The 21,736-nt window shown below is 76.3% G+C and carries 14 protein-coding genes and 1 pseudogene; 4 read left to right on the top strand and 11 right to left on the bottom strand.

The features are described from left to right. From AB0L34_RS23950 to AB0L34_RS23935, 4 genes and pseudogenes are all read right to left on the bottom strand, one after another. The coding region (locus tag AB0L34_RS23950; protein WP_363706716.1) for an ATP-dependent helicase at positions 1 to 2,613 on the bottom strand (2,613 nt) is incomplete at its 3' end. 105 nt (positions 2,614 to 2,718) lie between these two features. Further along, positions 2,719 to 6,219 (bottom strand): ATP-dependent DNA helicase, encoded by a 3,501-nt coding sequence (locus AB0L34_RS23945; RefSeq protein WP_363706714.1) that lies wholly within the window; start codon positions 6,217 to 6,219, stop codon positions 2,719 to 2,721. Between the two features lie 177 nt (positions 6,220 to 6,396). After that, positions 6,397 to 6,942, bottom strand: a complete 546-nt coding sequence (locus AB0L34_RS23940) for a TIGR00730 family Rossman fold protein (protein WP_363706712.1) — start codon at positions 6,940 to 6,942, stop codon at positions 6,397 to 6,399. Positions 6,943 to 7,101: 159 nt separating this feature from the next. Continuing rightward, positions 7,102 to 7,932, bottom strand: a pseudogene (locus tag AB0L34_RS23935) (TIGR00730 family Rossman fold protein); the annotation flags it as partial. 155 nt (positions 7,933 to 8,087) lie between these two features. On the opposite strand from AB0L34_RS23935, the gene AB0L34_RS23930 reads away from it, so the two are divergent. Beyond that, complete coding sequence (locus AB0L34_RS23930; RefSeq protein ID WP_357455643.1) at positions 8,088 to 8,252, top strand: hypothetical protein; 165 nt, start codon at positions 8,088 to 8,090, stop codon at positions 8,250 to 8,252. A 157-nt stretch (positions 8,253 to 8,409) separates the two neighbouring features. Here the strand turns inward: AB0L34_RS23930 and dapE are convergent, their stop codons facing one another. After that, positions 8,410 to 9,483, bottom strand: a complete 1,074-nt coding sequence (gene dapE, locus AB0L34_RS23925) for a succinyl-diaminopimelate desuccinylase (RefSeq protein ID WP_363706710.1) — start codon at positions 9,481 to 9,483, stop codon at positions 8,410 to 8,412. 130 nt (positions 9,484 to 9,613) lie between these two features. Here dapE and dapD point away from each other — a divergent pair, with 130 nt between their 5' ends. Continuing rightward, a complete protein-coding gene (gene dapD, locus AB0L34_RS23920; RefSeq protein WP_363706708.1) occupies positions 9,614 to 10,570 on the top strand; it encodes a 2,3,4,5-tetrahydropyridine-2,6-dicarboxylate N-succinyltransferase in 957 nt (318 codons plus the stop codon). Between the two features lie 51 nt (positions 10,571 to 10,621). On the opposite strand, the gene AB0L34_RS23915 is transcribed toward dapD, so the two are convergent. Further along, complete coding sequence (locus tag AB0L34_RS23915; RefSeq protein ID WP_363706706.1) at positions 10,622 to 14,002, bottom strand: S8 family serine peptidase; 3,381 nt, start codon at positions 14,000 to 14,002, stop codon at positions 10,622 to 10,624. A gap of 97 nt (positions 14,003 to 14,099) precedes the next feature. Between AB0L34_RS23915 and AB0L34_RS23910 the strand changes: the two genes are divergently transcribed. Together AB0L34_RS23910 and AB0L34_RS23905 are read left to right on the top strand one after the other, a co-directional pair. Then, positions 14,100 to 14,657 (top strand): sugar O-acetyltransferase, encoded by a 558-nt coding sequence (locus AB0L34_RS23910; RefSeq protein WP_363706704.1) that lies wholly within the window; start codon positions 14,100 to 14,102, stop codon positions 14,655 to 14,657. A gap of 103 nt (positions 14,658 to 14,760) precedes the next feature. After that, positions 14,761 to 17,370, top strand: a complete 2,610-nt coding sequence (locus AB0L34_RS23905; RefSeq protein WP_363706702.1) for a hypothetical protein — start codon at positions 14,761 to 14,763, stop codon at positions 17,368 to 17,370. A gap of 92 nt (positions 17,371 to 17,462) precedes the next feature. Here AB0L34_RS23905 and AB0L34_RS23900 read toward each other — a convergent pair whose 3' ends face one another. From AB0L34_RS23900 to dapC, 5 genes are all read right to left on the bottom strand, one after another. Further along, complete coding sequence (locus tag AB0L34_RS23900) at positions 17,463 to 18,110, bottom strand: nucleoside/nucleotide kinase family protein (protein ID WP_363706700.1); 648 nt, start codon at positions 18,108 to 18,110, stop codon at positions 17,463 to 17,465. Beyond that, positions 18,110 to 18,754 (bottom strand): SIMPL domain-containing protein, encoded by a 645-nt coding sequence (locus AB0L34_RS23895; protein ID WP_363706698.1) that lies wholly within the window; start codon positions 18,752 to 18,754, stop codon positions 18,110 to 18,112. Before AB0L34_RS23895 ends, AB0L34_RS23900 begins: the two co-directional genes overlap by 1 nt. A 141-nt stretch (positions 18,755 to 18,895) precedes the next feature. After that, positions 18,896 to 19,921, bottom strand: coding sequence for a prephenate dehydrogenase/arogenate dehydrogenase family protein (locus tag AB0L34_RS23890; RefSeq protein ID WP_363706696.1), 1,026 nt, complete (start codon positions 19,919 to 19,921; stop codon positions 18,896 to 18,898). Next, positions 19,921 to 20,532: a hypothetical protein gene (locus tag AB0L34_RS23885; protein WP_363706694.1), complete on the bottom strand. Its 612-nt coding sequence runs from the start codon at positions 20,530 to 20,532 to the stop codon at positions 19,921 to 19,923. Before AB0L34_RS23885 ends, AB0L34_RS23890 begins: the two co-directional genes overlap by 1 nt. Positions 20,533 to 20,799: 267 nt before the next feature. Next, positions 20,800 to 21,736, bottom strand: a 937-nt coding sequence (gene dapC, locus AB0L34_RS23880) for a succinyldiaminopimelate transaminase (protein ID WP_363706693.1), incomplete at its 5' end; no start/stop codon positions are given.

The following is a 21,736-nucleotide window of genomic DNA, read 5'->3' as shown; positions in this document are numbered from 1 at the left end:
GCCGCGGACCAGGACGGCCGCCTCGGCCAGCGCCGGGCGGCGGGCGCCGAGCGGATCGGCCGGCCACTCGGCGCGGAGCACCACCTCGGTGGTCGGGTTGACCGCGTCGCCCGGCGGCTCCGGCGCCCACTCGTCGACCAGGTGCCCCGCGCGGCCGTCCAGGCAGGCGTCGTGCACCTCCCGCAGCAGCACCGACGGGCCGCGCGGCCGCTTGGTCCCCTCCCCCCACCAGTGGCCGGAGCAGAGCAGCAGCCGGCGGGGCCGGGTCACCGCCACGTACGCCAGCCGGCGTTCCTCCCGCTCGTCGTGCGCCCGCCAGGCGTCGGTGAAGTCCTCCAGCGCCCGCGCCACCCCGCGCTGGTCCTCGGTGCCGCCCAGGCCCAGCTCGGGCAGCCCGTCGGCGTCGCCGCGCAGCGGGAACGGCAGCACGCCGAGCCCGCCCAGCCAGTGGTCGGAGTTGCGCACCGGCCCCGGCCACACGCCCCGGCTCAGCCCGGCCACCGCGACCACGTCCCACTCCAGGCCCTTCGCGGCGTGCGCGGTGAGGATCTGCACCGCCCCCTCGACCACCTCCACCTCGCCCGGGCTGAGGCCGCGCTCCTCGTCCTCGGCGGCGGCGAGGTAGGCCAGGAAGCCCGACAGGGTGGCGCCCGGCGTCTCGCCGCCGAACCGGGCGGCGACGTCGCCGAGCGCGTCCAGGTGGCCCCGGGCCAGGCCGGCGTCCCCGGCGCCGTCCCGGCCGGCGCGTACGGCCACCTCCACGTCCAGGCCGATCGTGCGCTCGATGTCCGCGATCAGCTCCGGCAGGGACTGGTCCAGCCGGTAGCGCAGCAGCCCCAGCTCCCGGGCGTACGCGCGCAGCCGGGCGTAGCCCTCCGCCGAGTACGCCTGCGCCGGGCCGAGGTCGGCCAGCGCCTCGACCAGGGTCGCCTCGTCGAGCAGGTCGGGGGTGATCTCCGGGCTGCCGTCGTCGGCGAGCTTCCGCCGGGCGGCGGCGATGCCCTTCGCCCGCCGGTGCAGGGCCACCAGGTCACGCGGGCCGATCCGCCAGCGCGCCCCGGTCAGCAGCCGCAACAGCGCCGCCCCGTCCGTCGGGTCCGCCAGCACCCGCAGCGTGCACACCACGTCCCGCACCTCGGGGGTGTCCAGCAGGCCGCCCAGGCCGACCACCTCGACGGGCAGCCCGCGCTCGCGCAGCGCCGACTCGATCGCGGGGATCTGGCTGCGCAGCCGCACGAGCACGGCCGTCGTCGGCCGCAGCGGCACCGGGATGTGCTCGGGCAACGCGCCGGGCATGGCGGCCGCCCCGCGCCAGACGTGCAGCACGCTGTCGGCGATCCAGTCCGCCTCGTCGGCGTACGTCGGGAGCAGGGCGCAGTGGACGGTGCCGCCGGCGGCGCCACGGGCGCTGCGGTGCGGCACCGGGTCCTTGACGCTCATCGCGGCGTGCAGCTCCGGCACCCGGGCGCCGGCGGCGCGCAGCGGGGTGGCCAGGGCGTTGGCGACGCCGAGGATCTCGGGGCGGTTGCGCCAGCTCGTGGTGAGGCCGAGCACCTCGGCCGGCGAGCCGTCGGCGCGGGCGAACTCCGTGGGGAAGCGGTCCAGGGTGCCGGCGCTCGCCCCCCGCCAGCCGTAGATCGACTGGCACGGGTCACCGACCGCGGTCACCGGGTGCCCACCGCCGAACAGCGCGTTGAGCAGCACCACCTGTGCGTGGCTGGTGTCCTGGTACTCGTCCAGCAGCACCACCCGGAAGCGGTCCCGCTCGATCTCGCCGACCCCGGGGTGGTCCCGGGCCACCCGGGCCGCCCGGGCGAGCTGGTCGGCGAAGTCCATCGCCTCGAAGTCCTCCTTGCGCCGGGCGTACGCGCGCACCAGCGGGAGCAGCTTCAGCCGGGTCTGCTGGAGGGCCAGGGCCTTGCGCACGTCGGCGTAGACCCGGCCGGGGCGGGCCTGCACCTCGGCGAAGAACCGGCCCGTCCAGGCGGCCAGCTCGTCCGGGTCGACCAGGTGCTCGTCCAGCTCGCCGGCGAGCGCCAGCACGGCGTCGGTGACCGTGCTCGGCATCCGGTCCACCTCGGACATGTCGCCGTCGTAGTTGCGCACCAGCAGGTCGACGAGCTGCCAGCGGGACGCCTCGGTGAGCAGCCGGGTGGACGGCTCGTAGCCGGCCCGCAGCCCGTGCTCGGTGACGATCCGGCCCGCGTACGAGTGGTAGGTGGAGACGGTCGGCTCCCCCGCCAGCGGGTCGTCGAGCGGGTCCCGCCCCCGCCGCCCGAGCCGCCGCACCAACTGGTCGAGCCGCGTACGCACCCGGTGCGCGAGCTCACCGGCGGCCTTGCGGGTGAAGGTGAGCCCGAGCACCTGCTCCGGCCGCACGTGCGAGTTGGCGACCAGCCAGACCACCCGGGCCGCCATCGTCTCGGTCTTGCCCGAGCCCGCGCCCGCGACCACCAGCAGGGGCTCCACGGGCGCGGCGATGATGGCCGCCTGCTCCCGGGTGGGCGCCGGCAGCCGCAGCAGCTTCGCCAGCTCCACCGGCGTGTACCGGGGGCCGGCGTCGGCGACCCGGGGCGCCGGTGTCGCCGTGCCGAACAGGGCGGGCTGGGTCACCGCTCCGCCTCAGTTCGCGACTGCGGGGCTCGCAAGCTCACTCCTCACACACTCACGGTGCCGTCCTGGTTCGCGACCGCGGGGCTCGCAGCCTCATCCTCAGGCTCACGGTTGGTCGGGGCGGCGGGCGGTCGGCGGCTCGACCACCTGGCGGCCCTGGCCGGACACGGGGCAGCTCGACCGCACCGGGCAGACCCGGCACTTCGAGTTGGCGACGGCGGCGAACGTGGCGGCGGCCATCGTATCGGCGGTGCGCCGCACCAGCGCGGTCGCCCAGCCGGCCTCCGGGCCCTCCCCGGCCGGCGGCTGGCTCTGCTCCTTCGCGTCCTTCGCCCCGGTGCCGAGCTGCACCAGCGCCGCCCCGCCGGACTCCTCGCCGAACTCGGCGAACGCTCCCGCCTCGACCGCCGCCTGGTACGCACCGAGCTGCGGGTGCTCGGCCAGGTCGTGCGCCGTGACCGCGGTGGACTTCCCGGTCTTCAGGTCGATCACGACCAGCCGGCCGTCGGCGTCGACCTCCAGCCGGTCCACCCGGCCGACCAGCTCGACGGGCCGGTGCGGGTCGTCGAGGCGCACCGCGAACTCGTGCTCGATCGCGAGCAGCCGGCGCGGGTTGGCCGCCAGCCAGCGCAGCAGCTTGTCGACCATCCCCTCGGCGCGGGCCCGCTCGGGCCCGACCATCCAGCGGGCGGCCAGCTCGATCGCGTCGAACCTGGCGGCGACGTAGTCCAGCAGGGCGCCTCGGTCGACGCTCGCGTCCTCGGCGAGCATCGCGGCGGCGTGCACGAGGTTGCCGACCCCCTGGGCGGCGCTGGCCGGGGCGCTGCCGCCGTGCCGCTCCAGCAGCCAGCGCAGGCTGCACCGCAGCGCGCTCTCCATGCCCGACGGGGTGACCCGGACCGGCTCCCCGTCGTCGACGAGCGGGCGGTCGTCGGAGAGCTGCCGCAGCCCCCACCAGTCGTCCGGGTGCGCGCCGGCCACCCCGGCGGCCGCGAGGCGGGCCAACTCGGCCGCCGCCGCCTGCCGCCGGGCGTAGGGCGCGTCCGGGTCGCTGACCGCCGTACGCAGCTCCGCCACCAGCGCGGGCAGGGTGAGCGCGCGCGGCGGCCGGCTCACCGGCAGCGTCCTCGCCCGGTCCGGTTCCTCCTCGGCCGCCATGACCGGTCCGTCGCCCGCCCCCGCCGCCACCGCCCCGGCTCCCCGCCGGGCCGGTTCCTCCTCGGCCGCCGCCGCCCCGGCTTCCGGCCGGCCGGGCGGGGAGCCGTCGTCCGGCGCGGGCGGGTCGGTCGGGCCCAGCTCGTAGAGGAAACGGCTCGGCTGTTCCTCGTGGTCGTCGCCGCCGACGGCGGCGGAGGCGACCGCGCTGACCAGCAGCCGGCGCCGGGCCCGGGTGACCGCCACGTGGAACAGCCGCCGCTCCTCGTCCAGCAGCGCCGAGGTCTGCCCGACCAGGGTGGCCACCGTGCCGGCGCCGGCCGCCCGGCCGGCGAGCACGTCGACCAGCCGCTCGGAGCCGAGCAGGCTGCCGCGCAGCCGCAGGTCGGGCCAGACGCCCTCCTGCACCCCGGCGACCGCCACCAGGTCCCACTCCAACCCCTTCGCGGCGTGCGCGGTGAGCAGCCGGACCGCCTCACCCCGGTCGGCGGTGGGGGCGATCGTGTCGGCCGGCAGGTCCTGGCCGAGGACGTGGTCGAGGAAGACCTCGGTGCGCGCGCCGGGCAGCCGGTCCGTGAACCGGGCCGCCGCGTCGAAGAGCACCATCACGGCGTCGAGGTCCCGGTCGGCGGCCTCGGCGCGCCGGCGCCGGGCCACGTCCCCCTCGCCGGCCACCGTCTGTCCCCGGCCGATCGCGGCGGACCACAGTTCGGCGAGCCCGCTGGCCCGCCAGACCGCCCACAGCACGTCCTCCGCGGTGGCGCCGGGCCGGGCGGCGGTCTCCCGGGCGACGGCCAGCAGGCCGGCCACCGTCTGCGCCGGCTCGGCCCAGCGCCGCTCGATCCCGGCCAGCTCGGCCGGGTCGCGCAGCGCCTCGACGATCAGCTCGCCCGAGGGCCGGCGGTCGCCGGCGGCCAGCGCCAGGGCCCGCAGCCCCTGCCGCAGCCGCCGCTCGGCCAGCGGATCGGCGCCGCCGAGCGGCGAGTGCAGCAGGGCGACGGCGGCCTCCTCGTCGAGCCGCTCGGGCTCCAGCGCGCAGCGCAACAGGAGCAGCAGCGGCGCGACCGCCGGTTGCAGGTGCAGCGGCAGATCCTCGCCGTGCACCACGGTGGGCACCCCGGCGGCGTGCAGCGCGCGTTGCAGCGAGGGCAGCTGCCGCCCGGTGGAGCGCACCAGCACGGCCATCTCCGACCACGGCACGCCGCCGAGCAGGTGCGCCTCGCGCAGGGCGTGGGCCAGCCAGGCCGCCTCGCTGGTGGCCGAGCGGAAGGTGCGCACCTCCACCGAGCCCGGCGGCGCGTCGGGCAGCGGGTGCAGCCTGCGGTGCGCCGCCGGGCCGCGCAGCCGCCGCGCCAGCCGGCCGGACGCGGCGAGCAGCCGGGGGCCGGCCCGGTAGGAGGTGGTCAGCACCACCTGCGCCGCGGGCGCCCCGGAGGCGGTGCGGAAGCGGTGCGGGAACGTGGTCACCACGGCGGGGTCCGCGCCACGGAAGGCGTACGTGGACGAATCAGGGTCGGCGAACGCGACGAGGGACTTGCCGCCGCCGGCCACCGTCGCGAGCAGTTCCTGCTGGGCGGGATCGGTGTCGGCCAGCTCGTCGACGTAGACGTACGCCAGCCGGCGCCGCTCGGCCGCGAGCAGCTCGGGGTCGTCGAGCAGCATCCCGGTGGCGGCCCGGACCAGCTCGGCTGGGTCGTACGCGACGGAGCCGCGGTTGCTGACGTCGCGCAGGGCGAGCACGGCCACGTACTCCCGGAGGAAGCGCGCGGCGGCCGGCCAGTCGGCGCGGCCGAGCTTCTCGCCCAGCCGGGCCAGCTCGACGGGGCCGACCCCGCGCTCGGCGGCGCGCATCAGCAGGTCGCGCAGTTGTGCCGCGAAGGCCCGGGTGCGCAGCGCGGGGCGCAGGTCCTCCGGCCAGCCGACCGGGTCGTCGCCCGGTTCCTCGCCGACCACGTCGAGCAGCTCGCGGATGATCAGATCCTGCTCGGGGCCGGTGAGCAGCCGGGGGGACGGCTCTCCCCGCTCGGCCGCGGCCCGGCGCAGCAGCCCGAAGGCGTACGCCGGGAAGGTGCGCACCAGCGGCTCGCGCAGCACGCGGTGCCCGCCCCCGGCGGCCCGGGCCTCGATCCGCTGGCGCAGCGCGGTGGCGCCCCGGCGGCCGAAGGTGAGCACCAGGATCCGCTCCGGGTCGACGCCCTCGGCCACCCGCGCGGCGACCGCCTCGACCAGGGTGCTGGTCTTGCCCGTGCCGGGGCCGCCGAACACCAGCATCGGCCCGTCGGTGTGCGCGACGACCTCGGCCTGGCGCGGGTCGGTCAGCCGCGCCGTCCCCCGGTGCGCGTCACCGCCGGCCGGCCCACCTGGCCGCCCGTCCCCCCGGGCCGGCCCACCGGACCGGTGGCCCCCCGGGGCCGCCTCGGCGGGCCGGCGCACCAGCCGGTACGCCTGCATCCCCCCATCCCACCACGCCGGTACGACACCCCCGCTCCGCCACCCCGCTCGCACGGTGCCGAGGCCAACGTCCCGCCGTTCCTTCCGCGATCCTGCACTGTCGGCCCCGACACGCAAGGGGGCACGACAGGGGCCACGTGTGCAAGATCGCGACGACGCGGGGACGGGTGGGGTGGGTCAGGTCAGGCGGAGTTCGAGGGTGTCCAGGGCGGCGGGGACCGTGTCGGCCACGGTGAGCAGGTCGAGCCCGGCGGGCTTGAGGAAGGTCTGGTCGGCCAGGGCGCGCAGCCAGTCGAGCATCGGGCGGTAGAAGCCGTCGGTGTCGACCAGCACCATCGGCTTGGCGTGCAGGGCGAGCGTCGCCGTCGTCCAGACCTCGAACAGCTCGTCGAGGGTGCCGAGGCCGCCGGGCAGCGTGAGGAACGCGTCCGACTTGTCGATCATCAGAGTCTTGCGACTGGCCATCGAGTCGGTCACGAGCAGCTCGTCCGACGCCAGGTCGGCGACCTCCAGGTCGACCAGCGACTGCGGGATCACCCCGATCGTCCGCCCGCCGGCGGCCCGCGCGCCGTCCGCCAACGCGCCCATCATGCCGACGCACCCGCCCCCGCTGACCAGCGTGTGCCCGCGCCGGGCGATCTCCGCGCCCGTCTCGGCCGCGAGGTCCAGCCAGCGGCGGTCGAGCGTACGGGAGGAGGCGCAGAACACGCAGATCGCCGCCACGCCTCAGCCCTCCCCGCTCGTGTCGCCCGCCCGGCGCGGCCCGGCCGACGCGGCCCCGGCTGACGCACCGCCACCCGGCGCATTGCCATCCGGCGCACCGCCGCGCGACGTGGCGTCGCCCGGTACGTCGGCGCCGCCGGTCGACCCGCCGCCGGCCGCGGCGGCGGCCTGCTGTTCGGCGGCGGCGACGGCCACGGCCTCCTCGCGGACCGCTTCCTGCTCGGCGGAGAGGGCGGCCTCGGCCTCCACGATGTGCCGGACCGCCGCGTCGACGTCGTCGGTCACGCAGATCAGTTCCAGGTCGATCGGCCCGATCTTGCCGTCGGCGGCCATGGTGTCGCGCAACCAGTCGAGCAGGCCACGCCAGTAGTCGGCGCCCATCAGCACCACGGGGAACCGGGTGACCTTGCCCGTCTGCACCAGGGTGAGCGCCTCGAAGAGTTCGTCCATGGTGCCGAACCCGCCGGGCAGCACGACGAACGCCTGCGCGTACTTGACGAACATCGTCTTGCGGGCGAAGAAGTAGCGGAAGTCGATGGCCAGGTCGACCCAGTCGTTGAGGCCCTGCTCGAAGGGGAGCTCGATGCCGAGCCCGACGGAGAGCCCGCCCGCCTCGCTGGCACCCCGATTGGCCGCCTCCATCACGCCCGGCCCGCCGCCGGTGATCACCGCGTAGCCGGCCCGGGCCAGGGCCCCGCCCAGCGCCTCGGCCAGCCGGCACTCCGGGCTCTCCGGCCGGCTGCGGGCGGAGCCGAAGACGCTCACCGCCGGAGGGAGGTCGGCGAGGGTGTCGAAGCCCTCCACGAACTCGGAGAGGATGCGCAGGGCCCGCCAGGCGTCCTTGGTCTTCCAGTCGCCGCGCCCCCGCGAGTCGAGCAGGCGCTGGTCGGCGGTGCTGCTCGGGATCGCCTGCCGACGCAGTGTCACGGCGCCCCGGTGCCGTTCCCGTCCCGGCTCGCGGCCGGCCTCCCGCCCGTTGCTCTGACCCATGGGAGCAACCGTAGTGGAGCGACACCCGCCGGGTGCGCGGGGCGACGAGCCCGGAAATTAGTTCCGGATCATGGGCAACTAATTCGGTCGCCCGTACGTCTTACTATTCACATACCGGGTATGCCCCGGCGCGCGCCTTCGGGGGAGGAGCCAGCGTGATCAGCAACAGCGAGATGATCCGGATCCGGCGACAGATGCAGCGCCGGATCCGCGACGTGGTGGCCGAGCGCCGCCGCGCCCGCCTGATGGAGCCGTCCGCCGCCGACCAGGGCGGCCCGGCCGACGCCCGGCCCACCGCCGACGCGTCCGCCGCCGTCTGACCGCACCACCACCGTCCGACCGCACCGACGACACGCGACCGGGAGGTTCGCGTCACCGGGCACCGCCCGGCCGACGTGGGCCTCCCGGTCGCGCTCGGGGCGGGCGACCACCAGGGGCGGGCGGCCGGCAGGCGCCCGGACGACCGCCCAGGGGCCGTCAGGCGGGGGCGAGCCAGCGGTGCAGCGTGGCGGCGCCGTCCCGGATCTTGCTGATCTCGACGTGCTCGTCCGGGTGGTGGGCCAGGTTCGGGTCGCCGGGGCCGAAGTTCAGGGCCGGGATGCCCATCGCCGCGAACCGGGCCACGTCCGTCCAGCCCAGCTTGCCGATCGGCGCGGCGCCGACCGCCGCGAGGAACTCCCGGGCCGGGGCCGCCTCCAGCCCGGGCGGGGCGCCGGCGGCCGAGTCGGTGACCCGCACGTCGAAGCCGGCGAAGACCTCCCGCACGTGCGCCTCGGCCTCGGCCGGCGTACGGTCCGGCGCGAACCGGTAGTTGACCTCGACCTCGCACCGGTCCGGCACCACGTTGCCGGCCACGCCGCCGTTGACGCGGACCGCGTTCATCCCCTCCCGGTAGTCACAGCCGTCGATGGTGACGCGCCGCGCCTCGTACCGGGTCAGCCGGTCGAGCACCTCGCCCGCCGCGTGGATCGCGTTCACCCCGTGCCACGAGCGGGCCGAGTGGGCGCGTACGCCGGTGGTGGTGACGATCGCCCGCATGGTGCCCTGGCAGCCCGCCTCGACGATCCCGTACGTCGGCTCCAGCAGCACCGCGAAGTCCGCCTCCAGCCACTCCGGGTGCGCCTCGGCGACGAGGAAGAGGCCGTTGTACTTCGACTCGATCTCCTCGGCCTCGTAGAAGAAGTACGTCACGTCGTAGCGCGGGTCCGGCAGCGTCACCGCCAGGTGCAGCGCGTACGCCACCCCGGACTTCATGTCGGAGGTGCCGCAGCCGTACATCAGGTCGCCGCGCATGCTCGACGGGAAGTTGTTGTTCAGCGGCACCGTGTCCAGGTGGCCGGCGAGCACGATCCGCTGGTCCCGGCCCAGGTCGGTCCGCGCCATCACCGTGTTGCCGTGCCGGTAGGTGGTCAGGTGCGGCACGCCCCGCAGCACCTCCTCCACGCAGTCGGCGATGGCCTTCTCGTCGAGGGACACGGACTCTATGTCGACCAGCGCGCGGGTCAGGGCCACCGGATCGGCCAGGACCTCGGGGGTCAGCGGGTTCTCCATGGTTCGCACGGTACCGTCAGGTCGGGTGAGCGCGAGGAGCGAGCGTTCCCCGGGCGACCGGCGTGGGACGCCGCCGCGCGGGGGCGCGAGGGGAACCGGCGACCCGCAGCCACGAACGAGAGGTGAATCAGTGACGTCCGAATCCGCCTGGGGCATCGGCCTGGCCACCGTGACCGCGGACGACCAGGTGCTCGACACCTGGTACCCGACCGGCAAGCTGGGGCTCGGCGAGCTGCCGCTGGTCGCCGGCGAGGACGAGGCGGACGTGCTGGACCTGCCGCCGGGGGCGGTCGGCGACCGGGCGCTGCCCGGGCTGCGTACCGTCCAGGTGGTCACCGTGATCGGCTCGCTGGACGACCCGATCAAGGACGCCGCCGACGCGTACCTGCGGCTGCACCTGCTCTCGCACCGCCTGGTGCGTCCCAACGAGCTGAACCTCGACGGCATCTTCGGCAAGCTGGCGAACGTCGCGTGGACCTCCGCCGGGCCGTGCCCGCCGGAGCGGGTGGACGAGCTGCGGGTCATCGAGCGGGCGGCCGGCCGCCACCTGGCCGTCCACGGGGTGGACAAGTTCCCCCGGATGACCGACTACGTGGTGCCCTCCGGTGTCCGGATCGCGGACGCCGACCGGGTGCGGCTCGGCGCGCACCTCGCCGCCGGCACCACGGTCATGCACGAGGGCTTCGTCAACTTCAACGCCGGCACGCTCGGCACCTCGATGGTCGAGGGGCGGATCGTGCAGGGCGTGCTGGTCGGCGACGGCTCCGACATCGGCGGCGGCGCCTCCATCATGGGCACCCTCTCCGGCGGCGGCACCGAGAAGGTGCGCATCGGCGAGCGGAGCCTGATCGGCGCGAACGCCGGTGTCGGGATCTCCCTCGGCGACGACTGCGTGGTCGAGGCCGGGTGCTACATCACCGCCGCGTCGAAGATCACGCTGCCGGACGGCCGGGTGGTCAAGGCCCGCGAGCTCTCCGGCGTGGACGGGCTGCTGTTCTGGCGCAACTCGGTCACCGGGGCGCTGGAGGCGAAGCAGCGCACCGGCCGGGGCATCGAGCTGAACGCCGCCCTGCACGCCAACGACTGACGGCCGCCCCTCCGGGCCCGCGGTCGGCCGCGGACCCGGAGGGGGTACGCCTCACCGCAGGCGGTACGCCTGGATGACGCGCTGGGTGACCGTGTTGCCGGCGGTGTCCCGGGCGGTGGCCCGCAGCGAGACGTGTCCCGTGCCGGCCGGGTGCCGTACGGTGGCCGTCCAGCCGGCCCCGCCGGACCGGACCAGGGCCGGCTGCCACGTCTTCCCGCCGTCGTAGGAGACGTCGACGGTCAACGCGGCCACCCGGGCCGACGGTGCGCCCGGCTGCCGCTGCACCTGCACCGGGATGGCGAAGGTGCGCCCGGCCGGGGCAGCGTGCTCCTGGTCGAGCCGGGGCGCGAAGCGGATCGCCGACACCGGCAGCGCGGCCGGGTCGTCCCCGGCGACGTGCCGGGACCGGAACGTCCACGTCGCCGCGACCTCGGTGGCGAGGTCGGTGAAGCTCCGCCTCGACAGCACCTCCAGCCGGTAGTCCGCCGCGCCGGGCGGCACCTCGAACCTGCCGTACGCCGGTTCCGGGGTCTCCCCGACCAGCACCCCGTCGCGGTAGAGGGCGGTGCGGGCGGTGTCGGCGACGGAGCCGCCCGGGTGCCCCTCGGCGTCACCGTGCAACGGCACGCCGACCTCGATGCGGTCGCCCTGGCGGATGACCGCGCCCCCCGGGACGGACGGCCCGTACGGCGGGCTGTTCCAGCTCTCCCGGTAGTGCCGGCCGGCCCGCAGGCTCCGCTCCTCGGAGACGAGCACGGCCTTGACGTCGGTCCAGCCGTCCTCGGTCGGCACCCCGAAGTTCAGCTCGGAGGACCAGCGCACGCCCCGCGTGTTGTAGTGCTCGACCCGCTGCCCCGGCGTCGCGGTGGGCAGGACGACCGCCCAGCCGCCGACGTCCGGCTCCAGGTGCGGGAAGACCACCCGCTCGGTCACCAGCCCGGAAGGTGCGGCCCGGAACCGGTGGGTGACGGTGGCCAGGTCCCTCGCCCGGTAGTCCCGGACGAATCCGGTCGGCATCCGGCCGGGCGTCGCCTCGCTGAGGGCGTAGAGGTAGGGGCTGCTGGCGGCCTCCCGGTCGGCCCACTGGCTGCTGATCGTGGCGACGAAACGCTCCCCCGACACCGACCGGCCGAGACCGGCGCTGAAGAGACCGTCGAAGTCGAAGGCCAGCAGGCCGAAGCCGTAGCCGCCCTCGTCGAGGAGGAAGTTCGCGCCGGTGTCGACCAGCACCGGGGTGGCCGAGTCCTGCGGGACGCTCATCCGGACCGGCTTGCCCCGCCGGGCGTCCACGGTGACCCGCGTGTCCCCGGCGACCACCAGCTCCGGCTGGACGAGCTGCGTGACCCCGACGAACTCGTCGCCGTCCAGCTCGAACACGACGCTGTTCAGTCCGTACCGGCCCTTCGGCAGCCGCAGCTCGGCGGTGCCGTCCGGGTCGTACACGTCGTACGTGGCGAATCCGTCGAGCGAGACCAGCGTGGTGCCGTGCTCGCCGACGGCCGCGCCGTCCCGGCCCAGGTGTCGGACCGTCACGTCGTAGCTCTCCACCTCCCGGTGCACGGCCAGCGGGGTGACCGCCACCGTGTCGCCGGAGCGGGCGAAGACCCGGCCGGTGTAGTGGCCGTCCGGCCCGTCGACCCGGGTGTCGGCGGTGACGGTGGCGCTCGCCGTGCCGCCGGCCGGCACGCTGACCCGTTCGGCGCCGAGGGCGAACATGCCGGCGGGGGCCGGCTCGCCGTCCGGGCCGGTCACCTCGACGGCCAGGTCCAGGGCGACCGCGGCCGGGCCGTCGTTGCGCCAGGTCACCGTGCGGGTGATCGGGGCGTCGTCGTGGTGGGGCCAGAGCGCCCGGCCGAAGGAGACGCTCGGCGGGTCGCTGATCACCGTCTGGCCGATCGCGCGGGCCACGTCGACGCGGCCGGCCCCCTGCTGGTACGCGGTCAGCTCCGGGCGGGGTTTCGCCGAGGCCATCAGGGTGGCCTTGAGCCGGTCGGCGGTCCAGTCGGTGTGCTGCTGGGCCAGCAGCGCCACCGCGCCGGTGACGTGCGGGGCGGCCATCGACGTGCCGGACAGCGACACGTACCCGTCCCCGGCCGGCTCGCCGATCACCCCGTCCCGGCTGCGCGCCGCGACGATCCCCACGCCGGGGGCGGTGAGGTCCGGCTTGAGCCCGTCGTCGCCGACCCGGGGGCCACGGCTGGAGAAGTCGGCAAGGCTGTCGTCCCGGTCGACGGCACCCACGGAGAGGGCGGCGTCGGCGGTGCTGGGGGAACTGACCGGGGCGAAGGCGCCGTCGTTGCCGGCGCTGATCACGAAGAGGGCGCCGGTCTGCGCGGTGAGCGCGTTGACGGCCTCCTCCAGCGGGTCGACCTCCGGGGTGTCGAAGCCACCGAGACTCAGGTTGACCACGTCGGCCCGCTGCTCGACCGCGGCCCACTGCATGCCGGCGAGGATCGCCGACTCGGGGCAGCCGAACGTCTCGCAGACCTTGCCGTCGAGCAGCGTCGCGTCGGGGGCCACGCCCCGGTGCCGGCCACCGGAGGCGGCGCCGCTGCCGGCGATGATCGAGGCGACGTGGGTGCCGTGCCCGACCACGTCGCCGGCCGCGGCCTCCTCGGTGAAGTTGCGCGCCTGCGCCACCCGGCCGGCCAGGTCCGGGTGGGTGGCGTCCAGCCCGGTGTCCAGCACCGCCACCCGCACGCCCCGGCCGGTGAGACCGGCCTGGTGGGCGGCCGGCGCGCCGATCTGCGGCACGCTGCGGTCGAGGGTGATCCGCCGCCGGCCGTCGAGCCAGATCCGGTCGACACCCCCCGCCGCGCCGACCCGCGCCCCGGCGGCGGTGACCGCCGCCCACACCTCGCCGGCCCGGTCCTTGGCCGCCGTCGCGGCGACCCCGCGGACGGCGGGCAACTCGCGGGTGACGGTCACCCCGGCCGGCGCCGCCGCACGCCGGGCGGTGCCCGACCCGCCGGTGATCAGCACCGGCAGGTCGTCGCGGCGGGCGTCGTCGTAGCCGGCCTCGATCAGCCCGGTGACGTCGAACAGCCGCCGGTCGACCCGCCCCGCCTGGATCGGCGCCACCGCGTCCTGCGGCACGACACTGAGCCGGCCCTGCTCGCGGCGGGTCAGGAAGCGGATCTTCTCGCGCCCCGGCCCGGGACGCACGCTCGCCCCGGCGCCGGTCACGGTGACCCGGTCCCCGCTGATCAGGGTGACGGTGGTGGGACGGCTGCCCGGCTGCGGCGCCGGGGCGACGGCACCCGGGCCGGCGGTCGGGTCAGGACGGGCGGCGGGGCCGGCGGGCGCCTGGGCCACGGCCATCCCCGGAGTGCCGAGCACCAGGCCGAGCACGAGACCGAGACCGGCCAGTTTTCTACTTCGCTGCAACGGATCCTCCTCGTCGGGCGTTACTACCTGTGGAGAGACGCGCATTGACAGTCATCATGTTTACATACCGGGTATGCAAAATGAAGACGCGAAGATGACGGACCAGCCAACGGACGCGCCCGCCCTTCGGGATGATCGACCGGTGACCTCCATGAAGGAACGCATGCTGGCCGGCGAGCCGTACATCGCCAACGAGCCGGAGATCGTCGCCGACCTGGACCGCGCCGCGCGGCTGACGGAACGCTTCAACACCAGTCCCGCGGCCGACCCCGAGGGCCGGCTCGCGGCCCTGCGCGAACTGCTCGGCGAGGTGGGCGAGGAGACCTCGGTGCGGCCACCCTTCTACTGCGACTACGGCTGGCAGATCCGGATCGGGCCGCGCAGCTTCGTCAACTTCAACGCGGTCTTCCTCGACGTCGCCCCGATCACCATCGGCGCCGACGTCCAGATCGGACCGAACGTGCAACTGCTCACCCCCACCCACCCCGTCGAGCCCGGGCCGCGCCGCGACAAGTGGGAGGCGGCCAAGCCGATCACCATCGGCGACAACGTCTGGCTCGGCGGCGGCGCGATCGTGCTCGCCGGCGTCACCGTCGGGGAGAACACCGTCGTCGGCGCGGGTGCCGTCGTGACGAAGGACCTGCCGGCCAACGTCGTCGCGCTGGGTAATCCGGCTCGCGTCGTACGCCAGCTCGACTGACCCTCGATCAAGCCCGCCACCTGCACAAACGTCCATCCGCGACTGGCGCGGACAGCCCCGCCCACGGCACTGTGGGTGGTGACGTCGTCACCAGGAGGCGGGGATGAACGGTCGGGTGCTCGAACTGCGCGTGCACGGGGTCTCCAACACGCCCCCGGGCCAGATCCTCGGCCTGCGGCCCGCGCCGGGGGTCGACCCGCCCCCGTGGCGCGTCGCGGGCGACCCGGTCACCGGCTTCTACCGCTCCCCCGCCGCCGGGCCGGACGACCCGGTCGTCGTCGAGGCGTACAGCTGGGGGCAGTTGACCTCCGGCGGGCGGACCGCGCGTGACGTGGAGCGGGCGCTGTGGACGCTGCTGCTGCCCTTCACCCTGGCCAACGTCGCGCTGCACGCCCGGCCGGGCATCCCGGCGGACCCGGACGACGAACGCCCGGCCGGCAGGTCGGGGGTCACCGCCTGGTTGATCCGGCTGTTCTGCCTGAGCCTCACCGGCACGCTCGCGCTCACCCTCACCGGTGTCGGGGTCGACCTCGTGGGCTGGCAGTGCGTCGACGAGGACTGCCTGCGCCGGATCCCCGGCCCGTGGGAGTTCCTCGGGCAGGGCTGGTGGAGCGAGGGCGCGCGGCCCCTCGCCGTCGGCCTGCTCGCACCGCTCGGCGTGCTGGCCCTGCTCGGCCTGGTGAGCTGGCGGACCTACCAGTACGAGGCGCAGATGCCGGCCGAGCCGGTCCCCCTCGCCGGTGCCCGGCCGGCCGGGGGGACCCCGACGGGTGAGCCCGGGCAGCCCGTGCCGGAGCCGCCACCCGGCCCGCTGGGCAACCCGCTCCAGCACCCCACCTTCTGGAACGGGGAGGGACAGTTGCGCCGCGCGGCCGTGCTGCACCTGTGCACCGGCGCCGTCGTGGCCGCCGCCGTACCACTCGGTGCGGTCCTCGCGATGGACCCGCCCCGCGGCGCCCGGGCCACCGTCGCCTGGCCCACCGTGGCCGCGCTCGCCGCCGCCGTGCTGATCGCGGTCGTGGCGCTCGCGCGGCCCTGGTTGACCCGGCGCGCCGGCCGGACCCCGCTCGGCCGCTGGAGCGTGGCGGTCGTCGTGCTCACCGGCGCCGGGCTGGCGGGCACCCTGCTGATCCTGCTGCTGCCCGACGGGCCCGCGGGCACCCCGCTGGCCGACCTGCGCCAGGTGCCCGGCTGCGGCCGGCAGCCCGCCGCGCCGCCGTGCCCGGCCGACCGGTCGCTGCCCGGCGTCGACCGGGTCGTCGCCTGGTTCGGCGCCGGGCAACTGCTGCTGCTGATCGCGATCGGGTCGGTGAGCCGGTCGGGGCGGCGGGCGCTCGCCGCGCCGGCGGCGGCCGCCCTGCTGCTCGGCCTCGGCGTCGCCTGGATCGCGGGCCGGCTGCCCGGGATCCCGCCCGCGCCCCCGCCGTTGCAGGTCTGGATGCTCGCCCTCGGGGTCGTCGCGCTCGCCGCGACCGGCCTGCTGCTGCCGCGCGTGCCGACGCCGGCCGAGCGGCAGCCGCCGGAGCCCCACACCGACCTGGCCTGGGGCGGCCGGGCCCCAGCGCTCATCGCCGGCTTCGGCTGGGTGCTCTGCGTCTCCTACTGCGCCGGCCTGCTCTACTGGGTCACCGGCCGGCTCGGCGGCGGCGCGACGGCCGACGCGGTCTCCCCCGTGGCGCCCCCGGTCCCGGTGACCTGGGCCGGGCTCACGTTCGCCGTCGCCCTGCTCACGCTGGTCGCCACGGCCGCCCGGGCCGGCCTGCTCTTCCTCCGCCTGCGCCGCCACGAGTACGCGGAGCTGGTGCCCGCCGGCCACCGGCTCTCCGGCCACGACCTGCGGCGCTGCCGGCAGGTGAGCGCCTGGCGGGCGCTGCACCGGCTGGTCGGCGAGCACGCGGTGCGGCTGGTCGGTCGCTACGCCGCCGCAGCCGGGGTGCTGGTCACCCTCGGCTACGCCGCCGCGCTCTCCGGCGGCCGGCCCCACCCCACGGCGGCGACCGGCGGCGCCGCCGTGGTCGAGTGGGTCTCCGGCGTGGGCGACCGGATGCTCGGCTGGCTGCCTGTGCTCGTCGGCGCCGTGGGTCTGCTGGTCTACCGGAACGACCTCGTCCGCCGCTCGGTCGGCGTGCTCTGGGACGTCGGCACCTTCTGGCCCCGGGCCGCGCACCCGCTCGCCCCGCCCAGCTACGCCGAGCGGGCCGTGCCCGAGTTGCAGACCCGCACGGCCGGGCTGCTGGCGCTGGACGAGCACGACCCCCGGGCCGTGGACGGGATCATCCTCTCCGGGCACAGCCAGGGCACGGTGATCTGCGCCGCGGTGATCCTCCAGCTTCCCGCCCGGTCGCGCCGGCGGATCTGGTACTTCTCCTACGGCTGCCAGCTCACCCGGCTCTACGGGCGGGTCTTCCCGGCGTACTTCGGGCCCGACCGGCTGCCGGTGCTGGCCGACGCGCTGACACCGCCCGGCGGGCGCACCCGCTGGAGCAACTTCTGGCGGGCCACCGACCCCCTCGGCTGGCAGGTGACGGCGGGGGAACGCGACGTCGCCGTACGCGACCCGGAGGCGCTGCACCCGAGCGACGGGGAGGTGGCCGACCCGCCGATCCGCAACCACAGCGGCTATCCGGAGGCGGCGGAGTTCCAGCGGGAACGCTCGCGGGTGGCCCGGCTGCTGCGGCGGGGCGTGCCGGCGCCCCGGCGCGGCGCCGGCTGACCCCGACCGGCGGCGGTGGCCGGGGCGCGGGTCAGCCGGCGGCGGGGAAGGACGCCCAGGGCCAGGCCGTCGGCGGTGGGGCGGGGCGCGGCTCAGGCCGGCGGCGGCTCGTCGAGCCGGACGACCAGGTCGGCGGCGTGCGCGGTGCGCGCCACCAGGGCGGCGTTGGCCTCGTCGCTGCCCGTCGCCCACGCCCGGGCCTGCTCCGCCGACCGCCCGTACGCCTGGTGCCGGGCGGTCAGCCGGCGCAGCCGCAGCTCGGCGTCCAGGTCGAGGAACCACGCCTCGTGCAGCAACGACCGCACCTCGTCCCAGGGCGGCGCACCCAGCAGCAGGTAGTTGCCCTCGGTGACCACCAACCGCACCGACGGCGGGACCTCGATCGCCCCGGCCACCGGCTCCTCCAGGTCCCGCCGGAACGCCGGCGCGTAGACGGCGGTCGGCTCCAGCCGGCGCAGCCGCCGCAACATCGAGACGTAGCCGTTGGCGTCGAACGTGTCCACGGCGCCCTTGCGCTCGGCCCGGCCCAACCGGTGCAGCTCGGCCTGGGCCAGGTGGAAGCCGTCCATCGGCACCAGCCGCGCGGCGGGGCCGACCGCCTCGACGATCCGCTCCGCCAGCGTGGACTTGCCCGCGCCGGGCGCCCCGACGATGCCGAGCAGCTGACGCGGGCCGGCGTCGGCGAGGGCGCGCGCCCGCGCGACCAACTCGTCGACCCCGACGACCCGGGCGGTCGTCATCAGCCGAGAACCGGCTCGCTGATCGCGAACCGCGCCTGCACCGCCGCCTGCACGGTCTGCGGCTGCGGGTCGAGCTCCAGCTCCGGCGGCCCGCCCTCGGCGCCGCCCGTCCCGTACGCCATCCGGCTCATCATGGGCCGCTCCGCCGCGCCCGCGTCGGCCAGCTCGATCAGGGCGGTCACCCGGGCGCCGAGCGCCTCCGCGTACTCCCGGGCGCGCAACAGCGCGTCGGCGATCGCGGCGTGCCGGGCCTCCCGGTGGGCCGGGCTGTCCGGCCGCAGCGACCACCACGGCCCGGCCACCTCGACCTGGTCCTGGTCGGCCAGGCGCAGCATCAGGTCGCCGAGCGCGGTGAAGTCGCTGACCGTCACGGTGGTCGCCACGCTGCCGTGATACGCGACCACGCGCTCGCCGGAGCGCCGGGTCTCCGGCCGGACCCGCAGCTCGCCGGTCTCCCGCCGGTCGATCGCGGGGCCGTAGCCGTCGAGCAGCACCCGGACGGCGGCGGCCCGCTCGGCCAGCCGGGTCAGGGTGGCCTCCCGGTCCCGGTCGCGGGCCGTGGCGGTCACCGTGAACCGGGCGATCTCGGGAGGGACCTCCCGGTACGCCTCGCCGCGCACCGCCACCACCGGCCCGTCCACCATGCCCTCACCCTAACCGCGCTCCCGTCCGCCCGCCCGCCCCGCGCGGGAAGCGACGCGGGCGACGACCGACCGACGCGCCGCGGCGCGCCGACCGTCCTCGGCACCGGTTCGCAGGCGCAGGAGACCCCGCGGGCCGCCCGGTCAGGCGGGGTCGGCGGATTCCGGCAGGTGGCCCGTGTAGGCGACGGTGCCGGGGCCGACGCGGCAGCCGGTGAGGTGCCCGCCCGCCTCGCCCAGCGCCAGCAGGTACGCGAGCTCGTCGGCGTGGTCCCCGCTCGTCGGGAACTCCCGCCGGGACGCGTGCAGGTCCCGGTCGAGCAGGGCCGTCCGCAGGTCGCGGGCCTGCCGGTAGCCCTCGACGAGCGCGTCCAGGTCGTCGCGGACCAATGCCGCCGACAACTCGTCCAGGAAGGCGCGCACCCGGTCGAGCTGCCGGACCACCTGCTCGCGGTTGTGGAACAACATGTCCGCGGTCCGCCTCGCGGGCGTACCGGCGATCCGGGTGCCGTCCCGGAAGCTGCCCGCGGCGAGCCCGAGCACGGCGTCCCGGACGTCCGACCGGGCCACCGCCCCGGCGAGGCTGCCGGCCAGCAGGTGGGGGACGTGGGACGACAGGGCCACCACCGCGTCGTGCACGGACGGGGACATCGGCACCACCCGGGCCGCGAAGACGTCCACGACGAGGCCGGCCAGGAGCCGGAACGCGTCGATGCCCTCCGGCGCCGGGCAGAGCACCCAGGCCGCCCCCTCGAACAGCGCGGGCACGGCGGCGGTCAGCCCGAACCGCTCCGTGCCGGCCATCGGGTGCCCGGGGACGAACCGGCCGGTCAGCCCGCGCTCGACGGCGAAGGCCGCCAACCCGCCCTTCGTGCTGCCCACGTCGGTGACCACGCAGCTCTCGGGCGTGTGGGCGGCGACGGTGACCAGGGCGTCCGGCAGGGTCGGCAGCGGCCCGCAGAGGAACACCAGGTGACGGTCGCGCACCGCCTCGACCAGTTCGTCGGGGAAGGCGATCCCCCGCCGGCGTCCCTCCGCCCGGGTGGCCTCGTCGGGATCCCAGCCGGCGACGTCCACGCCCGCCTCGTGCAGCCGCACCAGGATCGACCCGCCGATGAGGCCGGTGCCCACCACGGCGGCGCGCAACGGCCCGCCGGGTCTCTCACGCATCAGGCACCTCGGCGTTTCGGTCGGTACATGTCGAGGACGCCCCGACTCGCTTCGGCGCCGAGGATATCGCTTTTCCAGTACCCCTTCATCTCCCGCTCGCCGAGCGGTGTGAGGGTCAGCATGCCGCTGCGCGGGGCGTAGTCCTCGTGCGCGTCACCGATCTTGTAGATGAGTTCGAGCTGGCCCTTGTCGTACGTGACGCCGACGGACGAGACGGTGGCGAAGCAGCGGGCGACGAACCCGGGCTCGCGGCGGACCGCCGCCAGGGCGTCCTGCTCGGTCCGGTAGAGCTGGACGGAGTAGGTCAGCTCACCGCCGCGCAGGCCGATGTGGGCCACCCCCCAGGTGCCCGACGACGACTCGTAGACCCACCGGCCCAGCACCGGGTGGGCCCAGATCAGCAGGAACAGCCGCTGCACCGCGCCACCGATGAGGGCCAGGCTGAGCGCGGACACCAGCACGGCCAGCACCTTGGCCCCGCTGTCGCGCAGCTCGGCCTGCCGGAGCACGGCGACGTTCAGCACTCCGAAGATCACGGCGGCCGTCGCCAGGGACGCCTGCCGCACGCCGTCGATGTTCCGGTCCCGCAGCAGCGGGTGCAGGTAGCGCACCTCAGCCCGCCCTCGCGCCGGACCGGGACGCCCCGGCCTCGCTGGCCGGTCGACCGGCCACCCGCACCCCACCGTCCATCGCCACGCCCCCGACCTCGACCTGTCCGGGCGCGCGCACGACCGCGACGTGACGCAAGATCACATGCGAGGCCCGCGGCAGACTACCGCCCGGAGGGCGCCCTGGGCGACCCCGTCGAGCCCACCGATCCCGGCCGGCGCCGCGGTCGTACGGCAGGCCGCCGCAGGAGGCGCCACAGTCGCGCGGGGTCAGCCGCGCAGCCGGCCGGCGACCGCCGCCACGTGCGCGTCGGACTCGGTCAGCGCCACCCGGACGTGCTGCCGGCCGCCCGGGCCGTAGAGGGCGCCGGCGGCGGCCAGGATGCCCCGGCGGGCCAGCCAGTCGACGGTCTCCCAGCAGTCCTCGCCCCGGGTCAACCAGAGGTAGAGGCCCGCCTCGGAGTGCTCGACGGTGAAGCCGGCCCCGGTGAACGCGGCGTGCAGGATCTCCCGCCGGGCCCGGTAGCGCTCCCGCTGCTCGTCGGCGTGCCGCTCGTCGCCCAGCGCGGCCACCATCGCGGCCTGCACGGGCGCGGGCACGATCATGCCGGCGTGCTTGCGGACCTTGAGCAGCTCCGCCACGAGCGCCGGGTCGCCGGCGACGAACCCGGCCCGGTAGCCGGCCAGGTTGGACCGCTTGGAGAGCGAGTGCACCGCCAGCACGCCGTCGTACGACCCTCCGCAGACCTCGGGCGAGAGCACCGAGACCGGCTCGGCGGACCAGCCCAGGGGCAGGTAGCACTCGTCGCTGGCGACCACCGCGCCGCGCTCCCGGGCCCAGTCGACCACCTTGCGCAGATGGGCCGCCGGCAGCACCCGCCCGGTCGGGTTGCCCGGCGAGTTGACCCAGACCAGGCGCACCCGGGGGGTCGGGCCGACCGCGGTCAGCGAGTCGGCGCGCACGACGGTGGCGCCGGCGAGCCGGGCCCCGTCCTCGTACGTCGGGTAGGCGACCGACGGCACCACGACGACGTCACCGGGGCCCACCCCGAGCAGGGTGGGCAGCCAGGCGACGAGTTCCTTGGAGCCGATCGTCGGCAGCACGCCGAGGCCGTCGACGCCCGCTCCGCAGGCCCGCGCCACCCAGGCGGCGATCGCCTCGCGCAGCGCCGGCGTGCCGGCGGTCAGCGGGTAGCCCGGGGCGTCG

This window comes from Micromonospora sp. NPDC052213 (assembly GCF_040679695.1).
Lineage (GTDB): Bacteria > Actinomycetota > Actinomycetes > Mycobacteriales > Micromonosporaceae > Micromonospora.
Note: the sequence above shows the minus strand (reverse complement) of the source record. Positions and strands in the feature narration are given on the sequence as shown.

Excerpts from the sequence above, each read along its gene's own strand:
- AB0L34_RS23900 (WP_363706700.1), bottom strand. The coding sequence starts at position 18,110 with ATGACGACCGCCCGGGTCGTCGGGGTCGACGAGTTGGTCGCGCGGGCG.
- AB0L34_RS23905 (WP_363706702.1), top strand. The coding sequence starts at position 14,761 with ATGAACGGTCGGGTGCTCGAACTGCGCGTGCACGGGGTCTCCAACACG.
- AB0L34_RS23945 (WP_363706714.1), bottom strand. The coding sequence starts at position 6,219 with ATGCAGGCGTACCGGCTGGTGCGCCGGCCCGCCGAGGCGGCCCCGGGG.
- AB0L34_RS23915 (WP_363706706.1), bottom strand. The coding sequence starts at position 14,002 with ATGCGCGTCTCTCCACAGGTAGTAACGCCCGACGAGGAGGATCCGTTG.
- AB0L34_RS23890 (WP_363706696.1), bottom strand. The coding sequence starts at position 19,921 with ATGCGTGAGAGACCCGGCGGGCCGTTGCGCGCCGCCGTGGTGGGCACC.
- dapE (WP_363706710.1), bottom strand. The coding sequence starts at position 9,483 with ATGGAGAACCCGCTGACCCCCGAGGTCCTGGCCGATCCGGTGGCCCTG.
- AB0L34_RS23895 (WP_363706698.1), bottom strand. The coding sequence starts at position 18,754 with ATGGTGGACGGGCCGGTGGTGGCGGTGCGCGGCGAGGCGTACCGGGAG.